Here is a 25,303-nt window from a genome sequence, read left to right as displayed (position 1 = left end):
GGATCTGACTGGGCCAAACATCGCCGCGACCCACCGATCAGCGTGTACGCACCGCGCTGATCGCGTTCACCCGCGCCTTGGCCAACGCCTCGCCCACCGCCGGGCCCTTCAACCCAGTCAGATCCAGATCGCGTGCCTGCACGGCCAACGCCGCCTGGTGCAGGCGGTTGAGCGTTTCGCCCTGCGGGTAGTCGCTGTCCTCGAAGCCGAGCCGGCCGCGCTTGTCGGCTTCGCAGCACAGCGCGATCTGCGCGATGCGCTCGGGGCGGCGGAACCCATCGCAGCGGCCGAGCAGCTCCAGCACGGTGGCGTCGCGCAGTTCCTCGATGCGGTGCACGTTGAGGTGATCGCGGCAAACCGCTTCGGCCAGCTGGCGGTGATCGACCGGCACCTTCAGGCGCTCTGCCAGCGCGCGCAGCGGGGCGACACCACGCTGCTCGTGCATGATGTGGCGCGGCCATTCGGCCGGCGGAGTCAGGCCCTTGCCGAGGTCATGGGTCAGCGCGGCGAAGCCGATCAGATCGTCGCCGGGCGCCAGCTGTGCGGCCATGTCGCTGACCATTTCCTGGTGCACGCCGGTATCCACTTCCGGGTGGAACTCCGCGCGCTGTGGCACGCCATACAGCGCCTCCAGCTCGGGCAGGACCGCGCCCAGTGCATGGGCGTCATGCAGGGTGCGCAGGAAGGCAGACGGCCGCGCCGAGGCGAGGGCGCGACGCAGTTCCTGCCACACGCGCTCGGGCACCAACGCGTCGAGCTCGCCACTGGCGGCGACCTCCCGCATCAGCGCCATCGTCTCGTCGGCCACGGTGAAGCCCAGCGGTGCGAAGCGCGCCATGAAGCGGGCCGCACGCAGCACCCGCAGCGGATCCTCGACGAAGGCCGGGCCGACATGGCGCAGCACGCGCTGCTCGATGTCGCGCACGCCGCCATACGGATCCACCCGTTCACCGGTGGCTTCATCGCAGGCGATCGCGTTGATGGTGAAATCGCGGCGCTGCAGGTCCTCTTCCAGCGTCACCGCGGGATCGGCATCGACCACGAAGCCGCGATAGCCGCGGCCGGATTTACGCTCGGTGCGGGCCAGCGCATATTCCTCACCGGTATCAGGATGGAGGAACACCGGGAAATCGCGGCCCACGGCCTTGTACCCCTGCGCTTCCATCTGCGCCTGGGTAGCGCCGACCACGACCCAGTCACGGTCGCCGGGAGCATGCTGCAAGAGGCGGTCGCGCACGGCGCCGCCAACCAGATAGATTTTCATGTGCCCATGATGCCGCAGTGGACCAAGACCATGCCAACCGGTGGTGCCGGATTCTGCGGCGCCGGCTGGCATGCCGGCGCCAGTCAATCCCCGCCCTTGTCGGCGTTGGCCGCGCAGGCAAAGGTCTTGCGCTTGACCTGCAGGCGGCCGTTCATGCGGTCGGTCACCGGCAGCGCGTCACCGTTCAAGCGCCAGTCGTAAATGACGCTGAAGGCCAGGATGCGCGCGACGTACTCGCGGGTTTCCTTATAGCTGATCGTCTCGATCCAGATGTCCGGATCGAAGCCTGGGCGCTGCGACTGCCAGCGGGCGGTCGGGGTCGGGCCGGCGTTGTAGGCGGCGATGGTGACGTAGGGCAGGCCCTCGTACTTGTTCATCAGCTGGCGCAGGTAGGCGGTGCCGATGGCGATGTTGGTGTCCGCGTCGTACAGGCTGGCCGCGCCGCCGTAGTTGGTCAGGCCGATCGACTTGGCCACGGCCGCGCCGGTGGCCGGCAGGACCTGCATCAGGCCCATCGCATTGGCCGGCGAGCGCGCCTTCGGGTTGAAGATGCTCTCGGCACGGATCTCCGCAGCCACCCAGGCCGGGTCGATCGCATTGCGTGCGGATTCGCGGCGGATGCTATCGTCGTGGTGCAGCGGGAAGCGCAGGGAGTACAGGCGCTGCTCGTCCGGGGTCTTGCCGAGCGAGAACACCGCACGGTCGAACCAGCCGTTGTCGCGGGCCACTTCCACCGCGAGGCGGCGCTCTGTGTTGTCGTAGCGGCTCAGCGCGTCGTTCCACTCGGCGACGGCCCAGCCCGCACGATCGATCTTGAACAGTTCCATCGCCCGCACGATCGCCGGGTCCCGCGCGACCGCCGCCTGCGCCTGGGCGCTGTCGTTGGGTTCCCACGGGCACAGCGTGTAGTTCTGGCCGAGCTGGTCGGCAGCAAGGAAGCCATGGAAGGTGGCCGCACGGGCCGCCTCACGGAAGGCGGCCTGCGCTTCACTGCGCTTGCCGGTCTTGTCCAGCATGCGCGCTTCGAAATAGCGCCAGCGCGAGTCGGCGCGCTGGGTGGGGCCCATCTTGCGGATCGCCGTCAGCGCCGCCGGCCAGTCACCCCGCGACAGCGCTTCGCGCGCGCGCCATTCGTGCAGGCGTTCGTCATACGCAGATTCTGGCACCGCATTGAGGCGACGGGCGGATTCGGGACCATACGAGGCCACCGTCCACAGCGCGATCTGGTACAGCACCTGCGCGCGCTGGGCGGCGCTCAGCTGCAGGGCATCGGCGTACTGCGGCAGTTGCTGCTCGGTCGCGCCCGGATCGGCCTTGGCCAGCTTGGCCAGGCCATCGGTGGCGATGCGTCGGCTGCGCTCATTGCGTGGCCAGTTCAGTGCGCTGGCATTGGGCTTGTCGACGAAGGCGGCATAGGTGTTGGCCAGCGCGAGATCGGCAGCAGGGAGCCCGCGCGCGGCGCTGCGCATCACCGCGGGCTGCTGCTCGTCGGCCGCGGCATCGATGCGCGCCCAGCGCAGCTCGGCGTTCATGCCCCCCTTTGCATCCAGGACTGCAAACACCGGATCGCAGGCATCGGGCAACGACTTGCCGGTGCTGCGCCAGATCGCCTGCGCCTCGGTGACCCACTGCGCATCGGCCTTGCCGGTGGCCTGGCGCGCATTGAGCTGGGCGCAGCGCAGGCCGACATTGGAGGTGTCCGTCCAGTTGGCCAGCAGCGTCGGCCAATCCTGGCGCCTGGCCACCGCCGGCAGCCAGACGTTGCGGAAGCTGGTGGCGACAGCCTGACCGTTGTAGCGCTTGAGGAAATCCTGCGCCTGCACGTTGCTGACCGTATCGATGTTGCGCCGCAGGTTGGCGAATTCCACCCAGCCATACAGGGGGTGCTTGCTCAGTGCCGCGGCCTGGGCCGGGTCGAACTGACCGCGCTCGGCGTTGTCGATCACGGCCTTGAGCTGCGCGCGCTGCGCATCCAGGTTCTGGGCATCGGCCACCGGGCTGACCCCGAAGCAGGCCAGCAGGACGGTCGCGCTGAAGAAATACAGGGGAAGTCGAGTCATGCGGAAAGCATAACGGGGCCCGGTGAAAGGCGGTGAGGGCAAGCCGACTCGAGCATGAACGGATCCCTGCCATGGCAGGGAAGCGCAGGGCGGTCGGCGTAGTCTCGGCCTTGGGGCAGCCGGCCCCCTGTCAAGGAGCAGACCATGGCATTCCGCGCAGCAGGAAACGCAGGACCGTTGGCCGATATCAACGTCACTCCGCTGGTCGACGTCATGCTGGTGTTGTTGATCATCTTCATCGTCACCGCCCCGATGGTGTCGTTGCCCATTCCCGTCCACCTTCCCCAGCCCACCACGGTGGTACCACCCGTGTGGCCACCCGCGCCGATCGAGGTGCGGGTCGATGCCGGTAATCAGGCGTATTGGAATGGCCAGCCGATCGCCGTGGAAACGCTTCAATCACGACTGCAGGAGGTGGCTCACGATTACGCCGGGAACCTGCCCGCGCTGCGCATCGCAGCCGATCCCGACGCGCACTATGACGTGATGGCCAAGGTTCTGGCGGCCGCGAACAACGCCGGCATGGAGCGGATCGCCTTCGTCCAGTAGTCGCCGGATACTGCCTGGCGCCTGCACAACGCCCTTGGAAACAAGGGCGTTTTTTATTCCCAGGCCCAAGGTCACGTGGCTTTCAAGGGCAGCTGCTGCGCAGTCGGCTTTGTCGTTTCCACGTGAAAACGAGGCGCGCGTCACTCCTTCACATTTACAGGTTGTTTACAAAGGAGACACTGCCGCCATGCAGGGGGAGCGGCAGTCCCGCCCACCATTGCTTTGGAGAGAGAGCGAATGAACAACCTGCATCACCGCCCATTGGCGGTTGCCGTATCGCTGTGCCTGCTGCTGGCTGCGCCGGCCTTGGCCAGCGCGCAGGACGCACCACGCAGTACGACCGATCTGGACCGGGTGGAAGTGACCGGCAGCCGCATCAAGCGGGCCGAAGTGGAAGGGCAGGTGCCGATCCAGACCCTGACCCGCACCGAGATCGAGCGCACCGGCCTGACCTCGATCGGCGATGTGCTGCAGCAGCTGACCGGCTCCGGTTCGGCGCTCAATGCGAAATTCAATTCGTCGGGCAATTTCGGATTCCCCCCCGATGGCAGCGGTGTCGGCGCGGGCTCGGCCCAGGTCGACCTCCGGCACCTGGGCGCCAAGCGCGTGCTGGTGCTGGTCGACGGCATCCGCTGGGTCAATGAATCCTCCGCGTCCGGCGTGGGCGCGGCGACAGACTTGAACACCATTCCGCTGGCCATCGTCGAGCGCATCGAAGTGCTCGAAGACGGCGCTTCATCGCTGTACGGCTCCGACGCGATCGCCGGTGTGGTCAACATCATCACCCGCCGCGAATTCGATGGCGCGCAGGTGACGATGAATTACGGCGAGTACACCAAGGGCGATGGCACCCAGAAGGGCGTGGACCTGGCCTGGGGCACCAGCGGTGACCGCTACACCCTGTTCCTGGGGGCGAGCTGGACCAAGCAGGACCCAGTATATGCGCGCGATCGCGAGCAGTCGCGCTTCCCGATTCCCGGCACCGGGCTGGCCTTCGGCAGCGGTGGCATTCCGCAGGGGCGCTTCTCTTTCGTTGATCCCAACACCGGCGCGAAGCAGGACATCGTGCCCAATACCGGCGTAAGCAGCCCGCGTTACGACGGCAGCGCCGGCTGCACCCGCAGCGATGATTACCACTGCTTCACCTCGGCCGACCGCTTCAACTTCGCCGAGTACAACATGGTGCTCACCCCGTCCGAGCGGAAGGGTATCTTCGGCCAGTTCCGCTTCGACCTTACCGACGACATCCAGTGGTACATCAAGGCGCTCGGCAACCGTCGCGAGTCCACCAACCAGGCGGGCCCGGAGCCGCTGTTCTTCGGGCCCGATGGTGCCACCGGCAACCCGCTGGCCGACAACATCGTCGTCTCCGGGCTCAATCCGTACAACCCGTTCGGCTTCGATCTGGTCGCCTCGGGCAACATGAGCCTGATCGGCCGTCGCCCGGTGGAAGGCGGCGCGCGCGTGTTCGAGCAGGAGGTCAATACCCAGTACTTCGCCACCGGGCTGGTCGGCCAGTTCCAGGCCGCGGACCGCAGCTGGTTCTGGGACCTCAACGGCATGTACAGCAAGAACAAGGCCGAGCAGACCAACTACGGCAGCTACGACATCTACAAGGTCAACATGGCGCTGGGCGATCCGGCGATCTGCGCGGCCACGCCCGGCTGCGTCCCGCTGAACATCTTCGGTGGCGTCGGCTCGATCACCCCGGAGATGCTGCGCTGGATCCAGCCGGTGGTGCGCGACCGCAGCCAGAACGAGCTGAGCCTGTTCACCGCCAATCTCAGCAGCGAACTGTTCACGCTGCCGGCCGGCCCGGTCTCGTTTGCCACCGGGTATGAGTACCGCAAGTACGAGGGGCGCTACGATCCGGATCCGCTGACCGTGATCGGCCACTACAACGGCGTGCCGTCGCTGCCCACCTCGGGTTCCTACGACGTCAACGAGGCCTACCTGGAGTTGAGCGTGCCGATCTTCGCCAAGAGCGCGCTCGGCGAGAAGCTCGACCTGAGCCTGGCCGGTCGTTACTCGGATTACTCCACGTTCGGTGGCGAGTTCACGCCGAAGTATGGCCTGCGCTGGCAGGTGACCAATGACTTCGTGCTGCGCACCAGCTATGCCGAAGGCTTCCGCGCGCCGTCGATCGGCGAACTGTACGGCTCGGCCGCGCGCGCCGATCTGCAGTTGTTCGACCCGTGCTCGGTCGGGCTGGGCGGCACGCCGCCGCGCGGCAGTGCCGCCAACTGTGCCGCGCTCGGTGTGCCGGGGGGCTTCCAGCAGGCCAACTCGCAGATCTCGGTCACCACCGGCGGCAACGCGGAACTGGATCCGGAGCGTTCGCGCAGCTTCAGCGCCGGCTTCGTGTGGAGCCCGTGGTTCGGCAGCAATGCGTCCTGGTCGGAGCGCTTCGATGTCGAGGTGACGTTCTACCGCCACCACATCGAAGGTGCGATCCAGGCGATCAACGCGCAGACCCAGCTCGACCTGTGCGTGGACACGCTGGACCCGCTGTACTGCAGTGGCATCACCCGCGCTTCCACCGGTGCGGTCAGCAGCTTCAACAACCGGCTGACCAACCTGGGCTCGATCAAGACCGATGGCTGGGATGTGGATCTGTTCTGGACCCTGCCGCAGACGGAGATCGGCCAGTTCAAGCTGGGCTGGCAGAACACCTTCGTCGGTCGCTACGAGGCGTTGGGGGCCGCCGGCCAGAAGCAGCCGCAGGAGCCCGGCGTGGAAGTGGCCGACAGCTCGATCCCGGAGTGGACCAGCAACGCCACGCTGAGCTGGAACCTCTCCAACTGGAACGCCTCCTGGACGGTGCGCCACATCTCCAAGCTCACCGAGGAGTGCGGCGACGTGGCCGCCTTCCCGATCTGCAGCAACCAGGCCGAAGGTACCAACGAACTGGCGGCGACCACCTTCCACGACATGCAGGTGGGCTACAAGATCGACTGGATGAAAGGGCTGCAGCTCAGCGCCGGCCTGAACAACGTGTTCGACAAGGATCCACCGATCTGCCTGTCGTGCTCGCTCAACGGCTATGACGCCTCGACCTATGACATCCCGCGCGGCCGGTACTGGTACGTGCGCGCGGACCTGCGGTTCTGATCGGGGATTGATGCGGTGCGGTACCGTGGGGGCGCCAACACGGCGCCCCGCGGGACGCCCTGGGAGCGCCGGGCCCTGCCAGGCGGCCTCAACGCCGGACAGTTGTGTTGCGCATACCGGCCATTCCGTGCGGTTTTGCGGCCGGCGCTTTCTGCGTCAGGCATCATGGGGAGCCGGTCAGCGGCCGGCGCTCCCCTTCTCTTGAACCGCATTGCCATGAACCTGCATACCTGGTGGATCTTCGCCGTCACCGTGTTCGTCCTGTGCGGCACGCCCGGCCCGAACATGCTGCATGTGATGACCCGCAGCGTGCGCGTGGGTTTCCGTCGCAGCATTGCGGCGATGGCCGGCTGCCTGACCGCGCTGGTGCTGGCCCTGGCGATCTCCGCCGCCGGGCTGGGTGCCGTGCTCAAGGCCTCGCCGATGGTGTTCGATGTGCTGCGCTACGCGGGCGTGGCGTATCTGGTGTACCTGGGGATCAAGGCGTGGCGCGGCGGTGATGCGCCGATCGACGTCGGCAGTACCACGGCGCTGGTGCCGAGCTCACGCACCGTCTTGTTCCGCGACGGCTTCATCATCGGCATCAGCAACCCGAAGCTGCTGCTGTTCGCCTCGGCATTCCTGCCGCAGTTCGTCGATCTCACCCAGCCGCAGCTGCCACAGTTCGTGATCCTGGTGGGCACCTTCGCGCTGATGGAGATGTTCTGGTACACGGTGTATGCAGCTGGCGGGCGCGGGCTGGCCGGTCATCTGGCCAAGCCCGGATTGCGCAAGATGTTCGACCGCGTGGTGGGTACGATTTTCATCGGGTTCGGGTTGGCGCTGCTGCGCGCGCGGCCCTAGTCGGACTCATGCGGCAGCCCGGACGCCAGGGACGTCCATGGCGCGCTGGTGGGCGGAATCAACGCATAAAACCAGCTTCATTCCGTGGCATCGCTGCACTCAGGCGCATCCAGTCTGTTGAGTGCCAATGCGGCAGACACGGACGATAACGCAATGAAGAAGACACTCTCTGCCAGACTGCAGATCGCAGCGCTGGGACACGCCGCCTACGGCGCGATGGAACTCTGGAACGGCGTGGCGATGCCGGGTGCTGCGATGACCGCCGTCGTGTTGATGGCGGTAGGACTTCACCTACGCAGGCGTGCCGGGTGAGCGGACGCGCCGGGGGAAGCCCTTGAGCGTGTAACAACGCAAAGGGCAGGGAAGTCCCGGCCCTTTTTCGCGTTGTAGGTCTGTCTCGAAAATCAGAACGACCAGGTAAACGTCAGGCCGCCATTGCGACCATCACCGTAGGCGCCGTACCCGTTGATCTGCGAGAGATACTTCTTGTCCAGCAGATTGTTGAGGTTGGCCTGCACGCTGAACTCCGGGGAGATGCGGTAGCGCACGAAGGCGCTGACCAGCGCGTAGCCGTCCTGCTCGATACGGCCGTAGGCCGGCACCGGGTAATAGATCCGGTTCTGCCAGTTGGCACCGCCGCCGACCGTCAGTGCGGTGAGCGACTGCGGGGTGTAGCTGGTGAACAGCTTGATGGTGGTCTGCGGCAGGTTGGTGTTGATGTCCGCGTCGTTGATGTCCTTGGCCACGTAGCGCGAGGCGCCGAAGGTCGCGTTCCAGCCGGGGGTCAGTTCGCCATTGAGCTCGAACTCGAACCCACGGCTGACGGTGCCGCGTGCGGCGATGTAGGCGGTTTCGCCGTTGCTGCCGCCGATCACCGGTTCGCCGGTGGATTGGCCCACGTTGTCCTGCTCGATGCGGAACACTGCCAGCGACGCGTTCAGGCGATCATCGAACCAGGCCCCCTTGACGCCCACTTCGTAGCTCTTGCCATCGACCGGATCCAGGTAGCTGCCGTTGCGGTCTTTGAGCATCTGCGGCTGGAAGATTTCGGTGTAGCTGGCGTAGGTGGAGTAGGTGCCGTTGAGGTCGAACACCAGACCGGCATACGGCGTGGTTACCTTGTGCGAACGGTCGGCGCCTTCGCCTTCACTCTTCCAGTCGGTGTAGCGCGCGCCGATGATCAGCTTCAGCGGATCGGCCAGCGACAGGCGCGTGGCGGCGTAGCCGGCCTTCTGGGTGATGGTGCCTTCGCTGGCCAGCGCCAGCGCGTTCCAGTTCGGCTCGCTGATGTTGCCGGTCCAGTTCAGATAGCTGGAGAAGGGATCCCAGGCGAGGCCGGCGCCGCCCACCTGGTAATCACCGTAGTTGGCGTAATCGCGCTTGTTGTAGCTCAGGCCGGCCATGAACTGGTGTTCGCGGCCGAACAGCTGGAACGGGCCGTCGACAAAGCCGTCCACCGCGTCGACCTTGCGTTCGGTGTTGTAGAAGCCCGCCGAGGGCGAGATGCCGGCACCGGTGGTCTTGTCGAAGTTCGAGGCGCCCGTGGTCCAGTCGTTGTAGGCCGGGTAGAACAGCTTGTCGTCGGCGTTGGTCTCGTCATGCGTCGCGCCGATCTTGAACTTCCAGCCGTTGTTGAAACCGTGTTCCAGGGTGGCGAAGGCGCGCTTGCTGGTGGTGTCCCAGTAGGTCCAGTTCGGGCTGGCGTTGAACGATTCGTCGTAACCGGTGGAGCTGCCGTCGGAGAACAGCATCGGGAAGCCACCCCAGGTCGCGCCATTGGCCCGCTTCTGCTGGTAGTCGTAGCCCACGCTCAGCTGGGTATCCGGGGTCAGGTCGGCATCGATCACCGCATAGCCCAGCGTCTTGTGCTGGTCGTAGCGGTCCATCTGTGATTCGGTATCCAGGTAGCTGCCGATCACGCGGGCACGCACCGAGCCGCTGGCGTTCAGTGGCGTGGTCACATCCACCGTGCTGCGGGTGCGGCCCCAGCTGCCCACGTTCACCGACACGCTGCCGGTCAGTTCGGCACTGTCGGCATGCTTGCGGATCAGGTTCACCGAGGCGGACGGGTTGCCGGCGCCGCTCAGAAGACCGGTGGCGCCACGCACCACTTCCACGCGGTCATACAGGGCCAGGTCCAGCCCGGAATCGCCGTAGCTCCAGTTCTGCACCATCTGCGTCGGCAGGCCGTCGAACTGGTAGCTGTCGATGTAGAAACCGCGCGCGTAGAACTCGGTGCGCTCGGTATCGGACTGGGTGCTGCTGACGCCGGTGGTGTTGCCCAGCACGTCGATGATGTCATCGAGGTTCTGATCCTCGATGCGCTGGTGGCTGATGATGCTGACCGACTGCGGGATTTCGCGCGGGGCCAGATCGAAGCGCGTGCCGGCCGAGGTCTTGCGGACCGAATAGCCTTCGGCGCGTTCGCCCTTGACCACGATCTTGTCCAGGGTAGTGGCATCGGGCGTGGCGTCCTGCGCGAACGCAGGCGCGGCGACAAGGGCGAGGGCCACCATCAAGGCCTGCGGCAGCGGGCGACGGAGCATCGACGGGCGGGACAGCACGTGGGCGGAGCGGGGCATCGGCGTTTCCAGAATGGCGGCAACGGGCATGGCCGGCGTCCTGGATGGCCTGCGGCGGAGCGGGGTGGGGGCAGGAAGCGGCTGGCGGGGGCGGTGACCCGGCGCGGGCTCGATAACTGTTCACGGGTGCGCATCCCTTGCGCGACCCGGATCACACTATGGTAATAGCAATGATTCGCATCAGCAACCGCATCCGGCAGGGCGCCGGGCTGCACGCACGCAGCGCAAAGAAGTGCGTATTCATCTTTCAAAGCGCGACCGCGCGTTGCCGAACGGAGGTGCGGGTCGTCGCCGCACCCGCACCCGCGCGCAGGCTTAACACGCCGGCGCCTACGGTGAGCAGGCGCTATCCACCCTCTGCAGGAGACGCCCATGGTCAGCAAGAACACGATCTGCCTCTGGTTCAACGGCACCGCACTGGAGGCGGCTACTTTTTACGCCGCGACCTTCCCGGACAGCGCGGTGCACGCCGTCCACCATGCACCCGGTGACTTTCCCTCCGGCAAGCAGGGCGATGTGCTCACCGTCGATTTCACCGTCGCCGGCATCCCCTGCATCGGGCTCAACGGCGGCCCGGCGTTCAAACACAGCGAAGCGTTCTCGTTCCAGATCGCCACCGATGACCAGGCCGAAACGGACCGGCTGTGGGCTGCGATCGTCGGCAACGGGGGCGAGGAAAGTGCGTGCGGCTGGTGTCGCGATAAATGGGGGCTGTCCTGGCAGATCACCCCGCGCGTGCTGACCGATGCGGTGACCAGCAAGGACCCCGGCGTGGCCCGGCGCGCGTTCGAGGCGATGATGACGATGCGCAAGATCGACGTGGCCGCGATCGAGGCCGCGGTGAAGGGTTGAGTCACGGTGTGCGGCCTGTTGCGGCGGACAGCAAGAACGATCAAATGACGCGGCGCGCGCTGGGTTACGCTGCGCACCCGTTCATCGGCATGGATCTGGCGGTATGGGTGCGGCACGCAGGGCCTTGTGGTACATCGAAAGCCACTTCGCTGAGAATCCGTCGCTGGCCGCTATCGCCAGCGTGGTGGGGGTGTCGCCGTTCCATCTCTCGCGGCTGTTCCAGCTCAGCACCGGCACGTCGGTGGTGCGCTATCTGCGCGGCCGCCGGCTGACCGAGGCCGCGCGCCAACTGGCGGCCGGGGCCAGTGACATCCTCCGTGTGGCGATCGCCGCCGGGTATGCGTCGCATGCGGCATTCACCCGCGCATTTTCCGAGCAGTTCGGGCGTTCCCCGGAGCAGGTGCGCGCGCAGGGGCTTGCCGGCCTGGCGCTGGTCGAGGCGCTGAGACTGGTCGATACCTCGATACCCTGCGCGATCGAGCCCCATCGCGAGCACCGCGGCGCCCTGCGCGTGGCCGGGATCGGGGCACGGCACACCGCCGCGACCGTCGCATCGATTCCCTCGCAATGGCAGCGTCTGGAGGAAGCGCATGGGCTGGGCACGGAGATCGCGTATGGCGTGTGTGGCAACAACGATGCCGAAGGGGGCTTTGATTACATCGCCGGTGTGGAGATCAGTGCCGGCGCGCCCGTGCCCGCCGGCTGGCAGGCCATCCTGATTCCGCCCCGCGAGTACCTGGTGGCTTGGCATGCCGGGCACATCTCCGCGATCCGCTCTACCTGGTTCTGGTTGTTGAACGACTATCTGCCGGCTTCCGGCCTGACCCTGGCCGATGCACCGGACCTGGAGCGCTACGACACGCGCTTCGATGACCGCAGCGGCCACGGCGGGGTGGAGATCTGGCTGCCGCTGACCGACACGCTGCACCTCAAGGAGAGTGACCCATGCGAATGACCGCCCGTTGTGGTGCTGCGCTGATTGCGCTCTGCCTGCCTCTGTTTGCCGCGGGGGCCGTACCACCCGTCGGCGAGCGCCACGGCATCGCGCATACGCCCAGTGCGGCCGTGCGCGATGCCGACCACCGCGACAGCGTGCGCTACACCGTGTGGTACCCGGCACAGGCCGGGGCGCAGGAGACCGCGCTGACGATCGGGCCGCCCGATGCGCCGCTGTTCGAGGTGGGCACGGCCGCCGCGGATGCCGCCATCGCCAGGGGGCGCTGGCCGGTGCTGCTGCTCTCGCACGGCAACGGTGGCAGTGCACGGATGATGGGCTGGTTCGGCACCGCGATGGCGCGGGCAGGGTACGTGGTGATCGCTGTGGATCATCCCGGCAACAACGGGGGAGAGCCGATGACCGAGGCCGGCAGCATCCTGATGTGGAACCGCGTGGACGACCTGGCGGCGGCGCTGGCCGCCGTGCGCGCCGACCCCGTGCTGGCGACCGCCGTGGATACCACCCGGCTGGGCATCGCAGGTTACTCGGCCGGTGGATTCACCGCGTTGGTTGCCGCAGGTGCACGCCCGGACGTGCAGCGCCTGCTGGCGTTCTGCCACGCGCATCCGGCCGATGGGGTATGCGCCCCGCAGGCGGAGACCCCGGGGCTGACACTGGCGCGGCGGGTCGCTGCCGCAGGCACACCGGCGTTGGCGCCTTGGGTTGCCAGGGCCGGAGACGATCGGGCCATCGCAGGCGTGGGCGCCGTCTTCCTGATCGCGCCGGCGATGGTGCAGGCCTTTGCGCCGGAGGCGCTGGAGAAGGTCACCCAGCCGGTCTCGATCATCGTCGGTGCGGCCGACACAGTGGCCTCACCGGCCACCAACAGCGACACCGCGGCCGCGGCACTCCCCAAGGCGACGCTGACCACCTTGCCCGCGGTCGGGCACTACGACTTCCTGTCCAGCTGCACCGCCCTGGGCCAGACCCGCGTCGGTGCACTCTGCCAGGTGGCGGCGGACAAGCAGGCCACCCACGGGGCCGCGATCACGGAAGCAACAGCGTTGTTCGATGCCGCATTGGCGGCCACGCGCTGACGCGGATTACTCCGCGAGGGGAACGTCCAGCCCCCGCTTGAGCGTGCTCAGCGCCACCGCGGTGCGGAAGCGCTCGATGTTGTCGTCGTTGCCGAACAGCCGCTCGCTGATCGCCTCGTATTCCTCCATCGAGGCGGCGGTCAGGATCAGCAGGAAATCGGCGTCGCCGGTGATCGCGTAACACTGCTGCACGGCGGGGTCCTCCTGCACGCGGCGACGGAACGGCGCGACCCGATGCGGTTGCTCGCTGGCGACCCGGACCTCGACCATGATCGTCAGCGGCCGGCCCAGCCGGGCCTGGTCCAGCACGGCGACGTTGCCACGGATGATGCCGGTCTCTTCCAGGCGCTTGATCCGTCGCTGCACCGCCGGGGCCGAAAGGCTCACCGCCTCGGCGATCTCGCGCTGCGGGGTGGCGTTGTCGCGCTGCAGGATCGCCAGGATGGCGCGGTCGAAGCTGTCGGGGGTGTAGGGCAAGGCGGACATGGTGAGTGAAACATGCAGGAAGGCCCCTGCAATTGAGCATCTCCTTCGGCCGTTGCGCAATATCCTGTGCGGATGTCGACCTCCCGCCTCTCCAGCTTCTTCCCCGCCCTGGCCGTGCTCGGCTCGGTCACCTCCTTGGCCGTGGGCACCTCGTATGCCAAACAGCTGTTCCCGCTGATCGGTGCGCAGGGCACCAGCGCACTGCGCGTGGGCTTTTCGGCGCTGGTGCTGTTGATGGTGTTCCGGCCGTGGCGCTGGACCACGTCACGCGCGGATGCCGGAGCGATCGTCCGTTACGGCATCACGCTCGGGGTAATGAATCTGCTGTTCTACATGGCGCTGCGCACGATTCCATTCGGCATCGCCGTGGCGATCGAATTCTGCGGGCCGTTGGCGGTGGCGATGTGGTCCTCGCGGCGGCCGGTGGACTTCGTGTGGGTCGGCTGCGCGCTGGTCGGGCTGTTGCTGCTGCTGCCCCTGGGCCATGGTGAGCCACTGGATCCGGTCGGGGTGATGTTCGCGCTGGGCGCGGCGGTGTGCTGGGCGATGTACATCATCTTCGGCAAGCGCGCCGGGCATCTGCCGGCAGGTCATACGGTCTCGCTGGGGCTGTGCGCGGCTGCGTTGGTGGTGGTGCCGGTGGGCGTGGCGCATGCGGGCATGGCGTTGCTGGATCCGAAGATCCTGCAGTTCGGCCTCGGCGTGGCGATCGTCTCCAGCGCGATCCCGATGTCGCTGGAGATGATGGCGCTCAAGCGGTTGCCGAAAGAGACCTTCGGCATCCTGATCAGCATGGAGCCGGCGGTCGCCGCGCTGCTGGCGATGGGGCTGCTGGCCGAGCACCTGACCACGCTGCAATGGGCGGCGATCGGCTGCACCGTGGTGGCCTCGGTAGGCAGCACGTTGACGGCGAAGCGGGTGGTGGTGCCGCTGCCGGGTGCGCCTGCCTGATGCAGGCGCTGCGGTAGCGCCGACCAACGGCCGGCGGCTACCGAATGAGCGCGGTGCCCTCAGCGCCGCGCCGGTGCATCCCCGGCCACGTAGTACGCCGCCGTGCTGCGCGGCAGCGGTGCACGCCCGCGGATCCGGTCGGCGATCTTCTCGGCGATCATGATCGTGGTGGCGTTGAGATTGCCGGTGATGATCCGCGGCATGATCGAGGCATCGACCACACGCAGGCTTTCCATGCCATGCACGCGGCCCTGGCCGTCGACCACGCTCATCGCATCGGTGCCCATCGCGCATGAGCACGACGGGTGATACGCGGTCTCCGCATGGGCCCGCACGAAGGCATCCAGTTCGGCATCGCTCTGGCAATCCGCACTCGGGCTGATCTCGCGCCCGCGGTACTCGTCCAGCGCCGGCTGGGCGATGATCTCGCGGGTGATGCGGATCGCATCGCGGAACTCCTGCCAGTCTTGGTCGGTGGACTGGTAGTTGAACAGGATCGAGGGATGCTCGCGCGGATCCAGTGACTTGGCATGCACGCGGCCGCGGCTGGGCGTGCGCATCGAACCGACGTGCGCCTGGAAACCGTGCTCCTTGACCGCGTTGGTCCCGTTGTAATTGATCGCCACCGGCAGGAAGTGATACTGGATGTTCGGCCAGTCGAACTCCTCGCGGGTGCGGATGAAGCCACCGGCCTCGAACTGGTTGCTGGCCCCGATCCCCGTGCCGGCGAACAGCCATTCCGCACCGATCGCCGGCTGGTTCCACCACTGCAGCGCCGGGTACAGCGAGACCGGCTTCTTGCAGGCGTACTGCATGTACACCTCCAGGTGGTCCTGCAGGTTCTCGCCCACGCCGGGCAGGTCGTGCACCAGCGGCACGCCGAGTGCGGCCAGCAATGCCGGCGCGCCCACGCCGGAGCGCTGCAGGATCTGTGGCGAGGCGATCGCACCGGCGCACAGCAGCACTTCGCGGCGCGCGGTGGCATCGATCGGCTCGGCGCTGTTGCCGGCCAGGTAGCGCACGCCCACCGCGCGCTTGCCGGCGAACAGGATGCGGTCAGTGGTGGCGTGCACCACGATCTCCAGCCCCTCGCGATCCTTGGCCATGTCCAGATAGCCACGCGCGGTACTGGAGCGGCGCCCGCGCGGGGTCACGGTACGGTCCATCGGGCCGAAGCCTTCCTGCTGGTAGCCGTTGAGGTCATCGGTACGCGGGTAGCCGGCCTGCACGCCGGCCTCGACCATCGCGTGGAACAGCACGTTGTTGCCGTTCTTCGGGGTGGCCACGCTGACCGGGCCGTCGCCGCCGTGGTAATCGTTGGCGCCGACGTCGCGTGTTTCCGCCTTGCGGAAGTAGGGCAGCACGTCGTGGTAGCTCCAGTCTTCCAGGCCGTCGAAGCTGGCCCACTGGTCGAAGTCCATCGCGTTGCCGCGGATGTAGCACATGCCGTTGATCAGCGAAGAACCGCCCAGGCCCTTGCCGCGGCCGCACTCCATGCGCCGGTTGTCCATGTAGGGTTCCGGCTCGGTTTCATAGGCCCAGTTGTAGCGCCGCCCCTGCAATGGGTAGGCCAGCGCGGCCGGCATCTGGGTGCGGAAGTCCAGGCGGTAGTCCGGGCCGCCGGCTTCCAGCAGCAGCACGCTGACGCCGGCGTCTTCGGTGAGGCGCGCGGCCAGCGTGTTGCCGGCCGAACCGGCGCCGATGATGATGTAGTCGTATTCGCGCTTCATCGCGGTGTCTCCTGGTAAGGCCGGTTCAGAACACCGACGCGTAGCGGTCCAGCTCGATCTGGATGGATTTGGTACGGGTATAGGCGCGCAGCGTGGCCAGCCCGTTCTCGCGGCCGACCCCGGACTGCTTGTAGCCGCCCACCGGCATCTGCGCCGGCGATTCGCCCCAGCTGTTGACCCAGCAGATGCCGGCCTCCAACTGATGGATCACCCGATGCGCGCGCGCCAGGTCCGGCGTCACCACACCGGCGGCCAGGCCGTAATCGGTATCGTTGGCGCGGCGCACCGCCTCGTCTTCGTCGTCGTAGGCGAGCAGGCTCATCACCGGCCCGAAGATTTCCTCGCGCACGATGCGCATGTCATCGCGGCAGTCGCTGAAGATGGTCGGTGCCACATAGCAGCCCTTGCCCAGCGCGCCGTCAGTCAGGCGCTCGCCGCCGCAGACCAGGCGTGCGCCTTCGGCCTTGCCGCTGCCGATATGCTCGAGCACACGCTGCATGTGCGCGGCGCTGACCAGCGGGCCGAAGTTGGTGTCCTTGGCCAGCGGGTCGCCGATGCGGATGCGCTTGACCCGCTCCAGCAGCTTGGCTTCGAAGGCGGCGAGCCTGCCGCGCGGCACGAACACGCGGGTGCCGTTGGTGCACACCTGCCCGGAGCTGTAGAAGTTGGCCATCATCGCCACGTCGGCGGCCAGATCCAGATCAGCGTCCTCGCAGATGATCAACGGCGACTTGCCGCCCAGCTCCATGGTCACGTCCTTGAGCGTGGAGCTGGAGGCGCTGGCCATGACCTTGCGGCCGGTGGCGGTGCCACCGGTGAAGGAGATCTTCTCGATCAGCGGGTGCTCGGTCAGCGCCGAGCCCACACCGGCGCCATCGCCGGGCAGCACGTTGAACACACCATCGGGAAGGCCGGCTTCGGTGAAGATTTCGGCCAGCTTCAGCGCGGTCAGCGGGGTGACTTCGCTGGGCTTGAAAATCATCGCATTGCCCGCGGCCAGCGCGGGGGCGGCCTTCCACAGCGCGATCTGGATCGGGTAGTTCCAGGCGCCGATCGCGCCGACCACGCCCAGCGGTTCCTGGCGGGTATAGAAGAAGCTGCTCTCGCGCAGCGGCACCTGGCTGCCTTCCAGCCCGTGCATGACGCCGGCGTAGTACTCCAGCACGTCCGCGCCGGTGACCACGTCCACGCTCAGTGTTTCGCTCAGCGCCTTGCCGGTGTTGCGCGATTCCAGCTCGGCCAGCGCATCGTTGCGCTCGCGCAGCAGTTCCACCGCACGCAGCAGGATGCGCGAGCGCTCCACGGTGGTCAGCGCGGCCCACACCTTCTGGCCGGCCTGCGCACTCTCCACGGCGGCGTCGAGATCGTCGCTGTTGGCACTGTGGACATTGGCGAGCAGCTCGCCGTTGGCCGGGTTGATGACCTGGAAGGTCTTGCCGCCCCGGGAGGGGACGTAGCGGCCGCCGATGTACAGCAGCTGGTCGGGGAAGGTGGGCATGTCGATGACTCCTTTGCAGCGGGAGACCAGCGGGCGTCAGCGCGTGAGATGCAGGAACTGCAGGTGACGCTCGTACTGGTCGATGATGTCGTTGATGATCTGCTGGCGGCTGTAGCCGACCAGCTCGTAGTCCTGTCCCCCTTCGTAGAGGTGGACTTCGGCACGGTAGTAACGCTGGTTGCGGAAGCGCTGCGCGGCGAAGGAAGGGGTGAGGTAGCCGCGCATGATTACCTGGTAGGTGAATATCTGTTGTTCGCCATGGTCCACCAGCAGTTCCATATGGCCGGGCTCGAATTTGGTCTGCACATCCAGGCCCTGTTCGCGCAGCTGCGCGGCGACTGCTTCGATCGCCGGCTTCACGTCGGTGTCCATGAAGCGGTACACCTCATCGCGCGCCGGGAAATGCACGGCCTGGGTGATGCGCTGGCGCCAGCCACGCTGATGCCGGGATTGCCCGATCAACGGGATCGGCGAGTACTGCGAGGCCTTCTTGCGCTGCGATTCTTCGCCCAGCGCACGGGTCAGGCCCCACAGCATCAGCAGCAGCACCACCGAGAACGGCAGCGACGCCAACACTACGGCCGATTTGAGTGCATCCATGCTGCCGGCCAGCAGCAGCCCAGCGGTGACCAGGCCGGTCATCACGCCCCAGAACACGCGCAGCCAGCGGGGGCCATCGTCTTCCGGATTGCCGCCCTGCGAGGACAGCGTGGACAGCACCACCGTGCCCGAATCGGCCGAGGTGACGAAGAAGATGAAGCTGACGATCACCGTGACCGCAATGACGGTGCGGCTCCAGGGGTAGCTTTCCAGCAGCGCGTACAGCACGGTCGGTGGGTTCTCCACCGCCATCTGCGCCAGGTGCACCTGGTCGTGGTGCAGGATCTGGTCCAGCGCGCTGTTGCCGAAGATCGACAGCCACGCCAGCGTGAAACCCAGCGGGATCAGCAGCACGCCCAGCACGAATTCGCGGATGGTGCGGCCGCGCGAGATGCGCGCGATGAACAGCCCCACGAACGGCGCCCAGCCGATCCACCAGGCCCAGTAGAACACCGTCCAGTTGCCCAGCCAGTCCGGGCGCCCGCCGTAGGCATAGACGTCGAAACTCTTGCCGACCACGTTGCCCAGGTAGTCGCCCATGTTCTGGATGAAGGCATTGAGCAGGTACTGGGTGGGGCCGGCGAACAGCATGAACAGCAGCAGCGAGATCGCCAGCAGCATGTTGATGTTGGACATCCAGCGCACGCCCTTCTCCACGCCGGAGACGGCCACCGTGATCGCCGCGCCCATCATCAGCACGATCAGCCCGACCTGCACCCAGGCCGCATGCGGCACCGGGAACAGGGTGTTCAAGCCCGCGTTGAGATGCAGCACGCCAAAGCCCATGTCCGCGCCGAGGCCGAACACGGTGGCCACGATCCCCAGCGCATCCACGGTGTAGCCGATCGGCCCGTTGATGCGCTTGCCGATCAGCGGATACAGCGCCGAGCGCAGTGCCAGCGGCAGGTTGTGGCGATACGCGAAGTAGGCCAGCGCCATCGCCGCCAGCGCGAACACGCCCCAGCCGTGCAGGCCCCAGTGCAGGAACAGCAGCTGCATCGCCTGGCGCGCGCTGGCCTCGCCACTGCCGGTACCGCCCTGCGGCGGCAGCAGGTAATGGGTGAGCGGCTCGGAGACGCAGAAGAAGAACAGGGTGATGCTGATGCCGGCGGCGAACAGCATGCCGGCCCAGGACAGATAGCTGAACTCCGGTTCGTCATGGTCCGCGCCCAGCTTGACGCTGCCATAGCCGGACAGCGCCACGCCGACCACGAACACCAGATACACGGTCATCGCCAGCAGGTAATACCAGCCGACATTGCGCGAGGCCCAGGTCTGGGCATCGAGCAGCATCACGCCGGCATCGATCGGAAACGCGGTGACCAGAATGGCGAATGCCGCCACGATCGTGGCGGCAAGCAGGAACACGGGTCGAAGCGTGCGCACCTCGGACAGAGGCGGCTCCACGGTACTCATGGGGTGGGGGATACTCCCGGTGCCGGAGCGGCAGACGGCGGGATTTATCGCACAGCGGCTGTGGACAGCCTGTTTACATGCTCACGATGCCCGCCGCGCAAGGGCGGCGGGTGGGGCATGGCTCAGCGCAGCGCGCTGGTGGGGACGTCAATCGACATCGCCAGCGCGAGGTGATCGGAGAACGCGGCCGGCACCGCCTCGGCACTGCGTTGCTGCAGCCCATTGCTGAGCAGAATGTGGTCGATCGCCCGGTCCGGGCGCCAGCTGGGGAAGGTCGGCACCACGCAGCCCGGCGGCTGCAGTGTCGTCTTCTGGTACAGCACCTGCATTTCCGGCCGCTCGGCCAGGCAGTTGAAATCGCCCATCAGCACGGCGTTGGGGTGGTCGGACAGCAGGTCGGCAATAAAGGCCAACTGCGACATGCGCGAATTGGTCCCCAAGGACAGATGCGCCACCGCCACCGCCAGGCCCTGGCTGCCTTCACCGAACTTGGCCAGCAGCACGCCGCGCCCGCCGATCCGGCCGGGCAGGGCGTGATCCTGCACTTCGACCGGCTCGAGCTTGCTGAGCAGGCCGTTGGCGCTGGAGGCCACCCCGCCCATCCGGCGGTTGGGCTGGTGGCTCCAGTAATTGAAGCCGGCGCGCTCGGCCAGATAGTGGGTCTGGTTGGTGAAGCCCGAGCGCAGGCTGCCGGGGTCGGCCTCCTGCAGGCCGACGATGTCGTGTTCGCGGGCCATCTGCGCGATGGCATCCAGGCTGGTGCGTTTGCGCCCGGCCGGCAGTGCGTGCGACCAGCTGCGGGTCACGTAGTCACTGTAACGGCGGGTGCTCGAACCGGCCTGGATGTTGGCCGTCAGCAGGCGCAGGGTCCGCGTGTGGGGGGAGGTCACGACGGTTCGCTATGCCAGGATCAGTTGGCCTTGGCCGCGCGTTCGCGCGCGATCAGGTGATCGGCGATGCGCAGCATGTCCGGGAAGCCCTTGCCCTTGACCAGGTACTTGCCGTTGACGATCACCGACGGGGTACCGCTGATCTTGCTGCGCTGGGCGAACTGCTTGGCCGAGTTGGTCTTGGCGTTGACGGCGAAGCTGCCCATCATCGCGGCGAACTGCTTCGGGTCGGCGCCGTGCTTGCCGTAGAAGTTGGCGATGTCCTCGACCGAATCACGGCCGCGCTCGCCCTTCAGGGTCTGCTCGGCGTGGATCGCGGAGTACAGGGCTTCGTGGGTCTTTTCCTGCAGGCCCATGGCCTGCGCGGCGTAGAACGCACGGCCGTAGTCATCCCAGGTACCGCCGAACATGGCCGGCACGTAGACGAAATTGACGTCGCTCGGCAGACCGGCCTTCCACGGCCCGATCAGCGGCTGGAACGCGGCGCAGGCCGGGCACACGTAGCCGAAGATCTCGGCGACTTCGATCTTGCCGGTGGCCGGCTGGAACGGCTGGCCGTTCTCGATCACCACGTAGTCGGTGCCGGCAACCGGCTCCGGGCCGGTCGGGCGCGAAGAGGCAGGGGCCGGCGCCGGGGTGGTGGCTTCGGCAGCCGCGGTTTCGGCGGCGGCGGTTTCACCGCTGGCGGCCGGGGCCTGTTCGGTCGGGGTGGCCGTTTCGGTGGACGGGGTGCTGCTCGGCGCGGCCGGTTCGGCCGGGGCGGTGGTGTTGGCGGTACCGTCCTGGGCCTTGCAGGCAGCCAGGATCGGCAGCAGGGCCATGAGCGTAATGGCGAAACGGGTCTTCATCGAAGCATCTCCAGCGGATGAGCATGTTGGGGCCGACGCTGGGAGCGTCGGCCAGGGAAGCATGATGACACGCGGAAACGAGCGTCCCGCGTGCACGGTGCGTGATGGTTCAGCGAGCGCTGTCAGAGCGCCTTGCCGCTGCGCGCACGGGCAATCAGGGCATCTGCGTTGCGCAGCATGGACTCGAACGAGTCGCCCTTGACCAGGTACACGCCATTGACGATCAGCGTCGGCGTGCCGGGCACCTTGGTGCGCAGGGCGAAGGCGCGCGCCGCCTTGACCTTGGCATCGACCGCATCGCTCTTGAGCGCGGCGACGTACTGGGCCGGTGCCACGCCGAAGCCCTGGTAGAACGCGGCCAGTTCGTCCGGCGAGATGTTCTGCATCGGCAGCGAGCCCTTTTCATGCAGGGCATCGAACATCGCGCGGTGGCTGCGCTTGGCCACGCCCAGCTGATCGGCAGCGTAGTAGGCGCGGGCGAAGGAGTCCCACACGCCCCCGAAGGCGGCCGGCACGGGGGTGAAGCGGACATCCTTGGGCAGCTTGGCGGCCCAGGCTTCCAGCTGCGGTTCGAAGTGCGCGCAGTGCGGGCAGGTGTAGCCGAACATCTCCACGACTTCGATCTTGCCGGCCAGCGGCGCGAACGGACCGGCGTCGGCGATCCGTTCGTAATCCTTGCCCTCCACCAGCGGTGTCGGGGTGGCGGCGAGGGTGCTCAACGGGCTCAGGGCCAGCAGCAACAACATCAGGCGGGGCATCAACGTCATCTACATCCATCTCCATACAGAAAAAACGACGCCGGCCCAGTCGCCGGCGTGCCAGTGAACATACCCCGCCGGCCGGGGTGGCCGCATCCGTCATCCGACCAAGGGAATACGCTGCGGCGTGGGCGGTCGTTACGGTGCCTGCGTGCCTCCGGCGACCGGCGTGGCCGCGGCAGCGACGTCATCGGCCCGGTTGTGCAGCCCCTGCAGGTAGCTGGCCAGGGCCTGGATCTCCTGCTCGGTCAGCGACTTGGCGATCGTGGCCATGATCTGGAAGTGGGCCTTGTCGGTTTCCTGGGTGGTACCGGCCTGGTACTCCTGCAGCCGCCGTGCGACATAGGCCGAGTGCTGGCCACTGATATGCGGGTAAGCCGGGCCCGGGTTGCCGGCACCGGTCGGCCCATGGCAGGCCATGCAGGCGGGGATGCCGCGCTCGGCATCGCCGCCGCGATACAGCTGCTGGCCGATCTCGTAGAACTTTTTGCCGGCGTACGGGCCCTCGGTCACCGCGCCGTCGTCGGCGATGCCGGCGGTGGCCTTCTGTGTGGCGAAGTAGGCGCCGATGTCGCGCATGTCCTGCGGGGTGAGGTCCTGCACGAACGGCACCATCGCCGCCGAGGCCCCGGAGGTACGCTGGCCATTGGCGATCAGGGCCATCTGCTGGGCGCTGTAGCGCTCGCTCTGGCCGGCGATGCTCGGGTACATCTCCACCGTCGAGTTGCCGTCGGCCGAATGGCAGGCAGCGCACGCCGCGGCCTTGGTCTGCCCGGCCTTGGGATCGCCCCAGGTGGTTTTGCTGAAATCGACCTCCAGCGAGGCGGTCTTGATCGGCCCGTTGTCCGGCAACGGGGTGATCGAGGTCTGGGCAACGGCAACGGCGGCGAGCAGCGAGACAGCAAGTGCGGAAACGGCAAGAACGCGAGCATGGCGCATGCGGAAGCTCCGTGTGGACCGGCCTGGCGGTTGCGGGACCGCAACCACGGGGATCGCCCGATTATCAACGCCGTTTCACGCCACGGTCAACGCAGGGTGCAGCAAAACCGAGCACAGACAGCGCGGAGGGGCCCCGGACATGCGATCCTATGCCCATGTCATTGCTCCTCGAACGCGCCCAATACCTGCTTTCGGCCCACAACACCCGGCAATTGCCGGAAGACGTGGGCGCGGAAGTCGCCTTTGCCGGTCGCTCCAACGCCGGCAAGTCCAGTGCCCTCAACGCCCTGACCCGCCAGAACAGCCTGGCCCGGGTCTCCAAGACCCCCGGCCGCACCCAGCAGCTGGTGTTCTTCGAAGTCACCCCGGAGGCCAAGCTGGTCGATCTGCCCGGTTACGGCTACGCCAAGGTCCCGCTGGACCTGCAGGCGCACTGGCAGGCCTTCATCGACCAGTACTTCCGTACCCGCGAGGCCCTGCGTGGTCTGGTGGTGGTGATGGACATCCGTCACCCGCTGAAGGACTACGATCGCCAGATGCTGGCCTATGCGGTGCAGCGCGGCCTGCCCGCGCATGCGCTGCTGACCAAGGCCGACAAGCTGGGCCGTGGCCAGCAGGGCATCGCCCTGCAGAAGGTGCGCAAGGAACTGCATTCCTCGTTCGGCGACACCGTCAGCGTGCAGACCTTCTCCGGCCCCGCCCGCCAGGGCGTGGATGAAGCCCGCGGCATCATCGGCGGCTGGCTGGGCCTGAACAAGCCGGCGCCCGAAGCGGTCTGATCCGGGCGCTGCCGCGGTCCAACGGGCCGCGCGGCGCGAACGTGTCCCGTTACTTCGCCGGCAACGGTGCGAATTCGCCGGGCACCCAGGCGAATGCCTCACCGTCGCGACGCACATGTCCCAACCCCGGGAACGGCAGGTGTGCGCCTGCGACCCACCAGCCCTGATCCGCGGCCTGCGCCATCATCCGGCGCCGGCTGGCGATCGCGGCCGTGCGGTCGCTGTCCGCTTCATAGGACGCCTGCGGCTGGGCGAACTGCACCGCATGGAAATGCACGATGTCGCCCCATACCAGCAACTGCTGGCCGCTGCCGCCATCGATCCGGTAAGACACATGGCCAACCGTATGGCCGTGGCTGTCCAAGGCGGTGATGCCGGTCGGCAACGTGTCGCCGGGCGCGAAGCGCTTGAGCTGTCCGCCTGCCTCATAGGGCGCCACCGCCTTGCGCGCCAGGGCGAAAGCGAAACGCACCCCCTGCGGCGCGGTTGCCTCGCTGGCCGGATCCAGCCAGTACGCCGCGTCCGCGGCCGACAGCCACACCGTGGCATTCGGATAGGCGATCTTCTCCTGCGCATCCAGCAGGCCACACAGGTGGTCTGGGTGAGCGTGGGTGAGCACGACATCATCCACCTCGGCCGGGTCGTAGCCGGCCTTGCGCAGGTTGCCCAGCACTTGGCCCAGGCCGGGGCCGAAGCACTGCGCGGTGCCGGTATCGACCAGGGTCAGGTGATCGCCCTGCTGCACCAGGTAGGCATTGACCGCGGTCTGCAGGCCCTTGCCGTCCTCGGGGACATAGCGGTGATCGAGCAGGCGGGTGACCGCGCCGGGGGCGATCCCGACCAGTTCCTGCCGGCCCAGTGCGACCGTGCCGTCGAACAGCGCCGTGACCTGCAGCGTGCCGATGGTCTGGTGATACACGCCGGGCACCTGCTCGCGCGGGGTATGCGTGGTGGTGGCCCAGGCGGGGCTGGCGACAACGGCCAGCAACACGGCGGCGGCGAGCGTGCGAACGCGGGGGAAGGGCATGGCAGGTTCCGGACAGGGCGGCAGCGCCGCGGTGTCCCCATGCTGCGCGCCGGGTCGGCTGCGTTCCGCTCAGAATGCCGCGCGAT

The 25,303-nt window shown here is 67.3% G+C and carries 21 protein-coding genes; 9 read left to right on the top strand and 12 right to left on the bottom strand.

Features of this window, described 5'->3' with window-relative positions:
* Nucleotides 1-37: 37 nt before the first annotated feature.
* Nucleotides 38-1,264 carry a multifunctional CCA addition/repair protein gene (locus ACTT2I_RS14900; protein WP_421098981.1) on the bottom strand — a complete coding sequence of 409 codons (1,227 nt, stop codon included), beginning with the start codon at nucleotides 1,262-1,264 and terminating at the stop codon, nucleotides 38-40.
* A gap of 83 nt (nucleotides 1,265-1,347) precedes the next feature.
* Entirely contained in the window at nucleotides 1,348-3,324 is a 1,977-nt protein-coding gene (locus ACTT2I_RS14895) for a transglycosylase SLT domain-containing protein (RefSeq protein WP_421098982.1), read from the bottom strand.
* Nucleotides 3,325-3,468: 144 nt separating this feature from the next.
* On the opposite strand from ACTT2I_RS14895, the gene ACTT2I_RS14890 reads away from it, so the two are divergent.
* The 4 genes from ACTT2I_RS14890 (at nucleotide 3,469) to ACTT2I_RS14875 (ending at nucleotide 8,139) form a co-directional block, all read left to right on the top strand.
* Nucleotides 3,469-3,873 (top strand): ExbD/TolR family protein, encoded by a 405-nt coding sequence (locus tag ACTT2I_RS14890; RefSeq protein WP_421098983.1) that lies wholly within the window; start codon nucleotides 3,469-3,471, stop codon nucleotides 3,871-3,873.
* Nucleotides 3,874-4,110: 237 nt separating this feature from the next.
* Entirely contained in the window at nucleotides 4,111-6,984 is a 2,874-nt protein-coding gene (locus ACTT2I_RS14885) for a TonB-dependent receptor (protein WP_421098984.1), read from the top strand.
* Nucleotides 6,985-7,200: 216 nt separating this feature from the next.
* On the top strand, nucleotides 7,201-7,827 hold the full coding sequence (locus ACTT2I_RS14880) for a LysE family translocator (RefSeq protein ID WP_421098985.1): 627 nt from the start codon (nucleotides 7,201-7,203) through the stop codon (nucleotides 7,825-7,827).
* Nucleotides 7,828-7,980: 153 nt separating this feature from the next.
* Entirely contained in the window at nucleotides 7,981-8,139 is a 159-nt protein-coding gene (locus ACTT2I_RS14875; RefSeq protein ID WP_421098986.1) for a hypothetical protein, read from the top strand.
* Between the two features lie 92 nt (nucleotides 8,140-8,231).
* Here ACTT2I_RS14875 and fhuE read toward each other — a convergent pair whose 3' ends face one another.
* On the bottom strand, nucleotides 8,232-10,409 hold the full coding sequence (gene fhuE / locus ACTT2I_RS14870) for a ferric-rhodotorulic acid/ferric-coprogen receptor FhuE (RefSeq protein ID WP_421098987.1): 2,178 nt from the start codon (nucleotides 10,407-10,409) through the stop codon (nucleotides 8,232-8,234).
* 372 nt (nucleotides 10,410-10,781) lie between these two features.
* Between fhuE and ACTT2I_RS14865 the strand changes: the two genes are divergently transcribed.
* From ACTT2I_RS14865 to ACTT2I_RS14855, 3 genes are all read left to right on the top strand, one after another.
* The gene (locus ACTT2I_RS14865; RefSeq protein WP_421098988.1) at nucleotides 10,782-11,261 is read left to right on the top strand and encodes a VOC family protein; all 480 of its coding nucleotides are present in this window, start codon (nucleotides 10,782-10,784) and stop codon (nucleotides 11,259-11,261) included.
* Nucleotides 11,262-11,364: 103 nt separating this feature from the next.
* Nucleotides 11,365-12,216 carry an AraC family transcriptional regulator gene (locus ACTT2I_RS14860; protein ID WP_421098989.1) on the top strand — a complete coding sequence of 284 codons (852 nt, stop codon included), beginning with the start codon at nucleotides 11,365-11,367 and terminating at the stop codon, nucleotides 12,214-12,216.
* A complete protein-coding gene (locus ACTT2I_RS14855; RefSeq protein WP_421098990.1) occupies nucleotides 12,207-13,295 on the top strand; it encodes an alpha/beta hydrolase family protein in 1,089 nt (362 codons plus the stop codon). The genes ACTT2I_RS14860 and ACTT2I_RS14855 overlap by 10 nt, the downstream gene beginning before the upstream one ends.
* Before the next feature lie 6 nt (nucleotides 13,296-13,301).
* Here the strand turns inward: ACTT2I_RS14855 and ACTT2I_RS14850 are convergent, their stop codons facing one another.
* Complete coding sequence (locus ACTT2I_RS14850; protein WP_293981941.1) at nucleotides 13,302-13,781, bottom strand: Lrp/AsnC family transcriptional regulator; 480 nt, start codon at nucleotides 13,779-13,781, stop codon at nucleotides 13,302-13,304.
* A gap of 72 nt (nucleotides 13,782-13,853) precedes the next feature.
* Here ACTT2I_RS14850 and ACTT2I_RS14845 point away from each other — a divergent pair, with 72 nt between their 5' ends.
* A complete protein-coding gene (locus tag ACTT2I_RS14845; protein ID WP_421098991.1) occupies nucleotides 13,854-14,732 on the top strand; it encodes an EamA family transporter in 879 nt (292 codons plus the stop codon).
* 59 nt (nucleotides 14,733-14,791) lie between these two features.
* Here ACTT2I_RS14845 and betA read toward each other — a convergent pair whose 3' ends face one another.
* From betA to ACTT2I_RS14810, 7 genes are all read right to left on the bottom strand, one after another.
* Complete coding sequence (betA, locus tag ACTT2I_RS14840; RefSeq protein ID WP_421098992.1) at nucleotides 14,792-16,462, bottom strand: choline dehydrogenase; 1,671 nt, start codon at nucleotides 16,460-16,462, stop codon at nucleotides 14,792-14,794.
* Between the two features lie 25 nt (nucleotides 16,463-16,487).
* Nucleotides 16,488-17,960 (bottom strand): betaine-aldehyde dehydrogenase, encoded by a 1,473-nt coding sequence (gene betB, locus ACTT2I_RS14835; protein ID WP_421098993.1) that lies wholly within the window; start codon nucleotides 17,958-17,960, stop codon nucleotides 16,488-16,490.
* A gap of 36 nt (nucleotides 17,961-17,996) precedes the next feature.
* Nucleotides 17,997-19,976 (bottom strand): choline BCCT transporter BetT, encoded by a 1,980-nt coding sequence (gene betT / locus ACTT2I_RS14830; protein ID WP_088432378.1) that lies wholly within the window; start codon nucleotides 19,974-19,976, stop codon nucleotides 17,997-17,999.
* A 122-nt stretch (nucleotides 19,977-20,098) separates the two neighbouring features.
* Complete coding sequence (locus ACTT2I_RS14825) at nucleotides 20,099-20,836, bottom strand: endonuclease/exonuclease/phosphatase family protein (protein WP_172407473.1); 738 nt, start codon at nucleotides 20,834-20,836, stop codon at nucleotides 20,099-20,101.
* Between the two features lie 50 nt (nucleotides 20,837-20,886).
* Entirely contained in the window at nucleotides 20,887-21,714 is an 828-nt protein-coding gene (locus tag ACTT2I_RS14820) for a thiol:disulfide interchange protein DsbA/DsbL (RefSeq protein ID WP_421098994.1), read from the bottom strand.
* A 122-nt stretch (nucleotides 21,715-21,836) separates the two neighbouring features.
* Nucleotides 21,837-22,481 (bottom strand): thiol:disulfide interchange protein DsbA/DsbL, encoded by a 645-nt coding sequence (locus tag ACTT2I_RS14815; RefSeq protein ID WP_421098995.1) that lies wholly within the window; start codon nucleotides 22,479-22,481, stop codon nucleotides 21,837-21,839.
* A gap of 129 nt (nucleotides 22,482-22,610) precedes the next feature.
* On the bottom strand, nucleotides 22,611-23,411 hold the full coding sequence (locus tag ACTT2I_RS14810; protein ID WP_088432382.1) for a c-type cytochrome: 801 nt from the start codon (nucleotides 23,409-23,411) through the stop codon (nucleotides 22,611-22,613).
* A 155-nt stretch (nucleotides 23,412-23,566) separates the two neighbouring features.
* Here ACTT2I_RS14810 and yihA point away from each other — a divergent pair, with 155 nt between their 5' ends.
* Nucleotides 23,567-24,190, top strand: coding sequence for a ribosome biogenesis GTP-binding protein YihA/YsxC (gene yihA, locus ACTT2I_RS14805; protein ID WP_293981956.1), 624 nt, complete (start codon nucleotides 23,567-23,569; stop codon nucleotides 24,188-24,190).
* 49 nt (nucleotides 24,191-24,239) lie between these two features.
* On the opposite strand, the gene ACTT2I_RS14800 is transcribed toward yihA, so the two are convergent.
* Nucleotides 24,240-25,217, bottom strand: coding sequence for an MBL fold metallo-hydrolase (locus tag ACTT2I_RS14800; protein WP_421098996.1), 978 nt, complete (start codon nucleotides 25,215-25,217; stop codon nucleotides 24,240-24,242).
* Nucleotides 25,218-25,303: the final 86 nt, after the last annotated feature.

The organism is Stenotrophomonas sp. PUT21 (genome assembly GCF_052232875.1).
In the GTDB taxonomy this organism is placed as follows: domain Bacteria; phylum Pseudomonadota; class Gammaproteobacteria; order Xanthomonadales; family Xanthomonadaceae; genus Stenotrophomonas; species Stenotrophomonas maltophilia_N.
The sequence above is the reverse complement of the archived record's forward strand: the minus strand, read 5'-3'. Positions and strand labels throughout refer to the sequence as shown.

Bases quoted from the DNA above. Each gene is read 5' to 3' on its own strand.
- ACTT2I_RS14895 (WP_421098982.1), bottom strand. From the start codon at position 3,324: ATGACTCGACTTCCCCTGTATTTCTTCAGCGCGACCGTCCTGCTGGCC.
- betA (WP_421098992.1), bottom strand. From the start codon at position 16,462: ATGAAGCGCGAATACGACTACATCATCATCGGCGCCGGTTCGGCCGGC.
- ACTT2I_RS14850 (WP_293981941.1), bottom strand. From the start codon at position 13,781: ATGTCCGCCTTGCCCTACACCCCCGACAGCTTCGACCGCGCCATCCTG.
- ACTT2I_RS14860 (WP_421098989.1), top strand. From the start codon at position 11,365: ATGGGTGCGGCACGCAGGGCCTTGTGGTACATCGAAAGCCACTTCGCT.
- ACTT2I_RS14900 (WP_421098981.1), bottom strand. From the start codon at position 1,264: ATGAAAATCTATCTGGTTGGCGGCGCCGTGCGCGACCGCCTCTTGCAG.
- fhuE (WP_421098987.1), bottom strand. From the start codon at position 10,409: ATGCCCCGCTCCGCCCACGTGCTGTCCCGCCCGTCGATGCTCCGTCGC.
- betB (WP_421098993.1), bottom strand. From the start codon at position 17,960: ATGCCCACCTTCCCCGACCAGCTGCTGTACATCGGCGGCCGCTACGTC.
- ACTT2I_RS14810 (WP_088432382.1), bottom strand. From the start codon at position 23,411: ATGCGCCATGCTCGCGTTCTTGCCGTTTCCGCACTTGCTGTCTCGCTG.
- yihA (WP_293981956.1), top strand. From the start codon at position 23,567: ATGTCATTGCTCCTCGAACGCGCCCAATACCTGCTTTCGGCCCACAAC.
- ACTT2I_RS14815 (WP_421098995.1), bottom strand. From the start codon at position 22,481: ATGACGTTGATGCCCCGCCTGATGTTGTTGCTGCTGGCCCTGAGCCCG.
- betT (WP_088432378.1), bottom strand. From the start codon at position 19,976: ATGAGTACCGTGGAGCCGCCTCTGTCCGAGGTGCGCACGCTTCGACCC.
- ACTT2I_RS14885 (WP_421098984.1), top strand. From the start codon at position 4,111: ATGAACAACCTGCATCACCGCCCATTGGCGGTTGCCGTATCGCTGTGC.
- ACTT2I_RS14880 (WP_421098985.1), top strand. From the start codon at position 7,201: ATGAACCTGCATACCTGGTGGATCTTCGCCGTCACCGTGTTCGTCCTG.
- ACTT2I_RS14875 (WP_421098986.1), top strand. From the start codon at position 7,981: ATGAAGAAGACACTCTCTGCCAGACTGCAGATCGCAGCGCTGGGACAC.
- ACTT2I_RS14820 (WP_421098994.1), bottom strand. From the start codon at position 21,714: ATGAAGACCCGTTTCGCCATTACGCTCATGGCCCTGCTGCCGATCCTG.
- ACTT2I_RS14890 (WP_421098983.1), top strand. From the start codon at position 3,469: ATGGCATTCCGCGCAGCAGGAAACGCAGGACCGTTGGCCGATATCAAC.
- ACTT2I_RS14855 (WP_421098990.1), top strand. From the start codon at position 12,207: ATGCGAATGACCGCCCGTTGTGGTGCTGCGCTGATTGCGCTCTGCCTG.
- ACTT2I_RS14845 (WP_421098991.1), top strand. From the start codon at position 13,854: ATGTCGACCTCCCGCCTCTCCAGCTTCTTCCCCGCCCTGGCCGTGCTC.
- ACTT2I_RS14865 (WP_421098988.1), top strand. From the start codon at position 10,782: ATGGTCAGCAAGAACACGATCTGCCTCTGGTTCAACGGCACCGCACTG.
- ACTT2I_RS14800 (WP_421098996.1), bottom strand. From the start codon at position 25,217: ATGCCCTTCCCCCGCGTTCGCACGCTCGCCGCCGCCGTGTTGCTGGCC.